Origin of the sequence: Micrococcus sp. HSID17227, from assembly GCF_003989405.1 — a bacterium.
In the GTDB taxonomy this organism is placed as follows: Bacteria; Actinomycetota; Actinomycetes; order Actinomycetales; family Micrococcaceae; genus Micrococcus; species Micrococcus luteus.
The window spans coordinates 1-7,493 of record NZ_RBLN01000103.1; the positions used below are offsets into that span (position 1 = coordinate 1).

A 7,493-nucleotide genomic window follows, 5' to 3' on the forward strand; every position below is an offset into this window, starting at 1 on the left:
CTGCCGGCCTGGATCGAGCGAGCCGGCGACCTGCACGCCGTGGCCCGGGGCCGCGACGTCGTCCTCGCCGACGAGCTGCACCTGCAGCAGGTCGGGGGCGTCCCACACGGTCTCGGGGTCGCCGGGGGCGACGACGACGGGCAGCAGCCCGGTGCCGTCCTTGCCCGTGGACTCGGCGATCAGCTGCTCGATCCAGGCCGGCAGTCCGGCGATGCCGGACCCGTGGTCGGCGAAGACGAGCTTGTCGCGCAGCGGGCGGGTGCCGCCCAGGGCCGCGCCGAGCTGCAGGCCCGGGTTGTCCTCGTCGTCGGCGATCAGCAGGTCGAGCACGGCCTCCGCGTCGTCCAGCAGGGCCGCGACGTCCACGCCGGCCAGGCCGGTGGGGACCAGGCCGAACGCGGTGAGGGCCGAGAAACGCCCGCCCACGGTCGGGTCCGCGGTGAAGACGGCGCGCCAGCCGGCGGACTCGCACGCGGCGTGCAGCGGCGAGCCCGGGTCCGTGACGGCGACCAGGCGGGTGCGGGGGTCGATCCCGGCGTCGCGGAACGCGGCCTCGACGACGCGGCGCTGCGAGTCGGTCTCCACGGTGGAGCCGGACTTGGAGGAGACCACCAGCACGGTCCGCTCGAGGTCGCGCTCGAGGGCACGGGAGACCTGGAACGGGTCCGTGGAGTCCAGGACCTCGAGCTCGACGCCGGCCGTCGCCGCGATCACCTCGGGGGCCAGGGACGAACCGCCCATGCCCGCCAGGAGCACGCGGTCCACGCCCTCGGCGCGCAGCTCCCGGGTCAGCTGGGCGATGTGCGGGACGAGGGCGCGGGAGTCCTCGAACAGGTCGATCCAGCCGAGCCGCTTGGCGGCCTCGTCGCGGGCCGGCGCCCCCCACAGGTCGGCGTCCTGCGCCCCGAGGCGGGAGGCGACGCGGTCCTGGAGGAGGGCGGGCAGATGGCGGTCGATCGCCTCGAGGGCGGCTCCGGTGGCGGTGAGGCCGAGGGTGCTCATGGGGGGTCCTTCCGTGCGCGTGGCGAGCGGGCGGCGGGGTCGGGGGGCGGGTGCGGTCAGCGATGGGCGTCGAGCCCGGAGCGGACCGAGCCGAGCAGCTCGTCCCACGCGGCCTCGAACTTCTCCAGGCCCTCAGTCTCCAGCACGTCCACGACGTCCTGGTAGGACACGCCTGCCGCGCCGACCGCGTCGAGCAGGGCATCGGCCTCGGCGTAGGCGCCCGTGACGGTGTCCGCCGCGATCACCCCGTGGTCGGCGACCGCCTCGAGGGTCTTCTCCGGCAGGGTGGTCACGGTGTGCGGTGCCACGAGTTCGGTGACGTACAGCGTGTCCGGCAGGGCGGGGTCCTTGACGCCGGTGGAGGCCCACAGGGGCCGCTGCACGGGGGCGCCGGCCGCCTCGAGCAGGCGCCAGCGCTCCGAGTCCAGGGCCTGCTCGAAGGCTCGGTAGGCCAGGCGCGCGTTGGCGACGGCGGCCCGGCCGGTCAGCGCCTCGGCCTCGGGGGTGCCGATCGCGCGCAGCCGCGCGTCGACCTCCGTGTCCACACGGGAGACGAAGAAGGAGGCCACCGAGTGGAGGCGGCGGACGTCGTGCCCGTTCGCCCGGGCCTTCTCCAGGCCGGTGAGCCAGGCGTTGAGCACCCGGCGGTAGCGGGGCAGGGAGAAGATCAGGGTCACGTTCACGCTGATGCCCGCGCCGAGCACGTCCGCGATGGCGGACAGGCCCTCCACGGTCGCGGGGATCTTCACCATGAGGTTGGGACGGTCGACGGCCGCCGCCAGCTCGCGGGCCTGCGCCACGGTGCCGGCGGCGTCGCGGGCCAGGCGCGGATCGACCTCAAGGGAGACGAAGCCGTCCGCCCCGCCGGTGCGCTCGTGGACGGGCGCGAGCACGTCGGCGGCGCGGCGCACGTCCTCGGTCGTCAGGGCGACGACGGCCTCGTCCACCGAGGCGCCGGCCGCGGCGAGTTCGCGCAGCTGTCCCTGGTAGGCGCCCGCGTCCGCGAGGGCGACCGCGAAGATGGACGGGTTCGTGGTGACGCCGGTGACCGAGCGGGTGGCGATCAGCTCTTCGAGCGTGCCCTCGTCCAGCCGCGTGCGGGAGAGGTCGTCGAGCCAGATCGACACACCGGCCTGGGCCAGCGCGGCGGTGTTCGGGTTCTGCGGGGTGCTCATGGTCTGCGGGTGCCTTCCCTTCGGGGTGGACGTGCTCGGGGCGCCGTGGGCGCCGGGCCTCAGAGGAGGCCGCGGGTCACCTCGGCGACGTGCTCGCCAGTGAATCCGTACTTCTCCATCAGGCGGGCGCCGTCGGCCGACTCGCCGTAGTGCTCGAGGCTCACGCGGGCGCCCGGGGAGGAGGCCGTCACCGTGTGCTCGAACCACGGCATCGCGATGCCGGCCTCGACGGAGACGCGGACCGGGGCGTCGGGGCCGTCGGGCAGGACCTCGGCCCGGTAGGCCTCGTCCTGCTCGGCGAACCACTCGAGGCAGGGGGCGGAGACGACGCGGGTCGGGACGCCGTCGGCCTGCAGCAGCGCGCGGGCCCGCACGGCCACGGAGACCTCGGAGCCGGTCGCGATCAGCAGCGCGCGGGCCGGCGTCGGCGCGCCGTCGGCATCCGTGGCGTCGATGAGGACGTAGGCGCCGCGGGCCACGCCCGAGGCGGGGGCGAAGCCGTCCGTGTCCCGGGGGAGCACGGGCAGGCTCTGCCGGGACAGGACGAGTCCGGCCGGGCGGTCCCGGTGCTCGAGCACCGTCCGCCACGCCCACGCGGTCTCGTTGGCGTCGGCCGGGCGGACGACGTCGAGCCCGGGGATGGCCCGCAGGGCGGCCAGGTGCTCCACCGGCTGGTGCGTGGGGCCGTCCTCGCCGAGGCCGATGGAGTCGTGCGTCCACACGTACGTGCTCGGGGTGCCCATGAGGGCGGCCAGGCGGACGGCGGGGCGCATGTAGTCGGAGAACGTCAGGAACGTGCCCATGTAGGCACGGGTCAGGCCGCCGATCGTGATGCCGTTGACGATCCCCCCGGCCGCGAACTCGCGGACGCCGAAGTGCAGGGTGCGGCCGTACTCGTGGCCCTGCCACGTGGCGGTGGAGCGGCGGGCCGGGATGAAGGAGGGCTCGCCCTTCATGGTGGTGTTGTTCGACCCGGCGAGGTCGGCCGAGCCGCCCCAGAGCTCGGGCATGACCGGCGCGAGGGCCGTGAGCACCTCTCCGGAGGCCGCGCGCGTGGCCAGGCCCTTCTCGTCCGCGTCCCAGGACGGGAACGCGTCCGCGAAGCCAGCGGGCAGCTCTCGTCCGGCCAGTCGGTCGTACAGCCGCGCGTTCTCCGGGTTCGCCTCGCGCCAGGCCTGGAACGCCGCCTCCCAGCCGCGGCGGTACTCTGCCGAGCGCTCGGTGATGGACCGGGCGCGGGCCAGGAGCTCGGGGTCGACGTCGAAGGTCTTGGTCGGGTCCAGCCCGAGGCTCTCCTTGAGGCCGGCGACCTCGTCCGTGCCGAGCTTGGAGCCGTGGATGCCGCCGGTGTTCTGCTTCGTGGGGGAGGGCCAGCCGATCACGGTGCGCAGCTTGATCAGCGAGGGCCGGCCGGTCTCGGCCTTGGCCGCGACGAGGGCGTCGTACAGGGCCTCCACGTCCTCCGTGTACTCGGTCACGGCGTGGCCCTGGGCGCCGTTGGTCCAGTCGACCTCCTGCACGTGCCAGCCGTAGGCCTCGTAGCGGCGGACCACGTCCTCGGTGAACGCGATGTCCGTGTCGTCCTCGATCGAGATGCGGTTCGCGTCGTAGACGACGACCAGGTTCCCGAGCTCCTGGTGCCCGGCCAGCGAGGAGGCCTCGGCGGCGACGCCCTCCTGGATGTCCCCGTCGGAGGCGAGCACGAACACGTGATGGTCGAACGGGGAGGTGCCGGGGGCGGCGTCGGGGTCCATCAGCCCGCGCACGCGGCGCTGCTCGTACGCGAAGCCGACGCCCATCGCCAGGCCCTGGCCCAGCGGACCCGTGGTCACCTCGACGCCGTGGGTGTGGCCGTACTCCGGGTGGCCCGGGGTCCTGGATCCCTCGGTGCGCAGCCCCTGGATGTCCTCGATCTCGAGCCCGGCGCCCGCGGCGAACAACTGCAGGTACTGGATGAGCGAGGCGTGGCCCGCGGAGAGGATGAAGCGATCCCGGCCCTCCCAGCGGTCGTCCGTGGGGTCCAGGTGCATGACGTTCTGGTACAGCTGCCACGCCACGGGGGCCAGCGAGATCGCGGTGCCGGGGTGGCCGTGCCCGGCCTTCTCCACGGCGTCCGCCGAGAGCGCCTTGAGCGTGTCCACCATCCGGCGGTCCTGCTCCGAGTAGACGAACCCGCGGGCCGGGGCCACCCGGTCCAGGGTCGGGGGGGTGGACGGCTGCGCGGCGTCGGTCACGGGTTCTCTCCTGGCGGATCGGGAGCGTCGGGGTGCGGCCCCGGCCGACGCCGGGGCGTCGCGGCGCGGGGCCGTCGTCCCAGCCTAGCCGCGCGACGGCGGGGCGGGCCCGACCGGGCGCCTCATGACATGCTTCGCCCCCGGGCGAACAGCCGTTGACACGAGTAGACTGGGTCAAGGCCTGACCGCAGGCGGACCGCCCGAGTGGCCGATCCGAACCCCGGGACGGGCACGCCCACCGTCCCCTCACCGTGAGAAGCAGATGTCATCCTCCCTGGAGTCGCCGTCCGCCGCCCGCGTCGCCGCCGCCGAGCCCGGCGTCGTCGACCGGTCCCCGCTGCCCCTGCGCCGCAAGGTGCGGGCGTACGTCGAGCTGACGAAGCCCCGGGTGATCGAGCTGCTGCTGGTGACCACGCTGCCGACCATGATCTTCGCGCAGCGCGGCTTCCCGGACGTGCTCACCATGATCGCCACGCTCGTCGGCGGTGCGCTCGCCGCCGGCGCCTCCGGCACCTTCAACTGCTACATCGACCGGGACATCGACCGGGTCATGAAGCGCACCGAGAACCGGCCGCTCGTCACCGGCGAGGTCACCCCGCGCGAGGCCCTCGTGTTCGCGTGGGTGCAGACGGTCGTGTCCATCCTGATCCTCGGGTTCGGCGCCAACTGGCTGGCGGCCGGCCTGGGCGTGGCCGCCATCTTCTTCTACGTGGTCGTGTACTCGCTCGTGCTCAAGCGCCGCACGGAGCAGAACATCGTGTGGGGCGGCATCGCCGGCTGCTTCCCCGTGCTGATCGGCTGGGCGGCCGTGCGCGAGACCGTCGAGTGGCCGGCCATCGTGCTGTTCCTCGTGGTCTTCCTGTGGACGCCCCCGCACTACTGGCCGCTGTCCATGAAGTACAAGCGCGACTACCAGCAGGCCGACGTGCCGATGCTCGGCGCCATCGCCTCCGCGCGCCACGTCTCCAACCAGGTCGTGCTCTACGCGTGGGCCACCGTGGCGTGCTCCCTCCTGCTCGTGCCGATGGGCTGGGCCGGCATCGTCTACACCGCGGTCGCGCTCGTCGTCGGAGGCTGGTTCATCTGGGAGTCCCACGTGCTGCAGGTGCAGGCCCAGCGCGAGGACTTCGAGGACCGCAAGGCCATGAAGGTCTTCCACCTCTCCATCACCTATCTGACGCTGCTGTTCATCGCCCTGGCCGTGGACCCGTTCGTGGGTGCGCCGCTGATGCACTTCGGCGCCTGACCTCGGGTCCGCCCCGGGCGCTCCCCGGGACGCAGACGACGACGGCCCCGCACCAGCCGGTGCGGGGCCGTTCGCGTGCGCGGGGTGTCAGCCCGCAGCGACGGTGCGCGCGGGCGTGGCGGTCTCGACCGCGGCACCGGGTCCGGCCGTGACGTAGCGGGCGACCTGCCGGTCCCAGGCCTCCGTCGCCGACGCCACGAGCAGTGCCGAGCCGAGCATGTGCAGCAGGACCACACCGATCGGCAGGCCCGTGAAGTGCTGGGTGTAGCCCACGGCGGCCTGGAACACGAGGGCGAGCAGGAGCCGCAGCACGGCGGCGCGCTGCAGGCGGGAGGCGCCGGCCGCGCGGCGCACCGTGAAGAACAGGACCAGGGCGGCCGCCAGGAGCAGGTACACCGGGACCACGTGGGCACGCGTGACCAGCAGCGGGTCGAACTCGTGGCGCGGCGAGCCGGGGTCGCCGGAGTGCGGGCCCGTGCCGGTCACCACGGTGCCCAGGTACACGGCGGCCCACGTCAGCGCGAACGCCGCCCAGGCGGCGGCACGGGACCGGCCGGTGGTGGCGCCGTCCACGAGGGGCACCCCCGCCCGGCCGGCACGGCGCTCGGCGGCGATGCGCACCACGAGCAGGGTCGCCACGGCCACCATGATCGAGGACACGATGAAGTGGCCGGCCACCCACCACGGGTTCAGATTCGTCAGGACCACGACGCCGCCCACGAGGGCCTGCGCGGGAATGCCGGCCAGCAGGCCCACGGAGAGCCAGAAGGGGCTCCGGTGGGTGCCGCGCAGGTTCCACAGGGACAGGAACATGGCGGCGGCGATGACCACCAGGACGAACGTCAGCGTCCGGTTGCCGAATTCGATGTAGCCGTGGATGCCCATCTCCGGGGTGTTGGTGAGGGACTCGGGCGAGCACTTGGGCCACGTGGGGCAGCCCAGGCCGGAGCCGGTGAGGCGCACGGCGCCGCCGGTGACGATGATGCCGATCTCGGACGCCAGTGACGCCACGGCGAGGGCCATGGTGGCCTTCGAGAGGCGCTGCGGCAGACGGGCGGCGAGTCCGGCCGGGGCGGTCCGGGCCGCGGGGGTGGTGGTGGACACGGTGTCCTTCCGATCGTTCGATGCAGGGGGACGGGGAACGGCTCAGGGCCGCCAGCGGAACCAGCGGAGCGCGGCCGCGACGGCCACGGCGCCCCACAGGGTGAGCACGAGCAGGGGGACGGGCGACCAGGCCCCGTCCAGGAGGGCGGCCCGCAGGGCCGTGCCCAGCGCGCCGGAAGGGAGCAGGCCCACGCCGGGGACCCGGGCGGGGAACACCGTGCCGCCGACGGCGCCGAACAGCACCCACAGCAGGTTGGCGACGGCGAGGGTCGCCTCCGGCCGGGCCGTGCCGGCGAGCAGCAGCCCGAGGGCCGTGAAGGCGGCGGCCCCCAGTGCGAGGGCGACCAGGGCCGGCAGGATCCCCTCGGGGTCCGGACGCCACCCGAGCGCCAGGCCGACGCCGCCGATCACGCTCACCTGCACCAGCAGGAGGGCCACCACCGCCAGGGCCTTGCCGGCGACGAGGCCGAGCGTGCCCAGCGGGGTGGTGGCCAGGGCGGCGAGCACGTCGTAGCGACGCTCGAAGCCCGTGGCGATCGCGGTGGCCGTGAACGCGGAGCTGATCACGGCCAAGGCGAGCACGCCGGGCACGGCCACGTCCAGGCCCGATCGGCCCGGGGCGTCGAGCAGGCCGGTGACGTGCACGCCCACGAGCGCGAGCAGGGGCAGCACCACGGTCACGAGCAGCTGCTCGCCGTTGCGCAGCGCGGTGCCGGTCTCGTAGCCGGCCTG

The 7,493-nt window shown here is 74.2% G+C and carries 5 protein-coding genes and 1 pseudogene; 1 reads left to right on the forward strand and 5 read right to left on the reverse strand.

Annotated features, from left to right (window positions below; translation table 11 throughout):
* The 3 genes and pseudogenes from D8M29_RS06805 to tkt form a co-directional block, all read right to left on the reverse strand.
* Positions 1-1,002: pseudogene (locus D8M29_RS06805) on the reverse strand (glucose-6-phosphate isomerase); the annotation flags it as partial.
* A 56-nt stretch (positions 1,003-1,058) separates the two neighbouring features.
* On the reverse strand, positions 1,059-2,177 hold the full coding sequence (gene tal, locus D8M29_RS06810) for a transaldolase (protein ID WP_036338557.1): 1,119 nt from the start codon (positions 2,175-2,177) through the stop codon (positions 1,059-1,061).
* 59 nt (positions 2,178-2,236) lie between these two features.
* The gene (gene tkt / locus D8M29_RS06815) at positions 2,237-4,411 is read right to left on the reverse strand and encodes a transketolase (protein ID WP_127435310.1); all 2,175 of its coding nucleotides are present in this window, start codon (positions 4,409-4,411) and stop codon (positions 2,237-2,239) included.
* 262 nt (positions 4,412-4,673) lie between these two features.
* On the opposite strand from tkt, the gene D8M29_RS06820 reads away from it, so the two are divergent.
* Positions 4,674-5,657 (forward strand): heme o synthase, encoded by a 984-nt coding sequence (locus D8M29_RS06820; protein WP_049147876.1) that lies wholly within the window; start codon positions 4,674-4,676, stop codon positions 5,655-5,657.
* Positions 5,658-5,744: 87 nt separating this feature from the next.
* On the opposite strand, the gene D8M29_RS06825 is transcribed toward D8M29_RS06820, so the two are convergent.
* Together D8M29_RS06825 and D8M29_RS06830 are read right to left on the reverse strand one after the other, a co-directional pair.
* Positions 5,745-6,761 (reverse strand): heme A synthase, encoded by a 1,017-nt coding sequence (locus D8M29_RS06825; protein WP_049147877.1) that lies wholly within the window; start codon positions 6,759-6,761, stop codon positions 5,745-5,747.
* A gap of 42 nt (positions 6,762-6,803) precedes the next feature.
* Positions 6,804-7,493: ABC transporter permease (locus tag D8M29_RS06830; RefSeq protein ID WP_127445864.1), on the reverse strand; the 690-nt coding region annotated here is incomplete at its 5' end.

Bases quoted from the DNA above. Each gene is read 5' to 3' on its own strand.
- tal (WP_036338557.1), bottom strand. From the start codon at position 2,177: ATGAGCACCCCGCAGAACCCGAACACCGCCGCGCTGGCCCAGGCCGGT.
- D8M29_RS06820 (WP_049147876.1), top strand. From the start codon at position 4,674: ATGTCATCCTCCCTGGAGTCGCCGTCCGCCGCCCGCGTCGCCGCCGCC.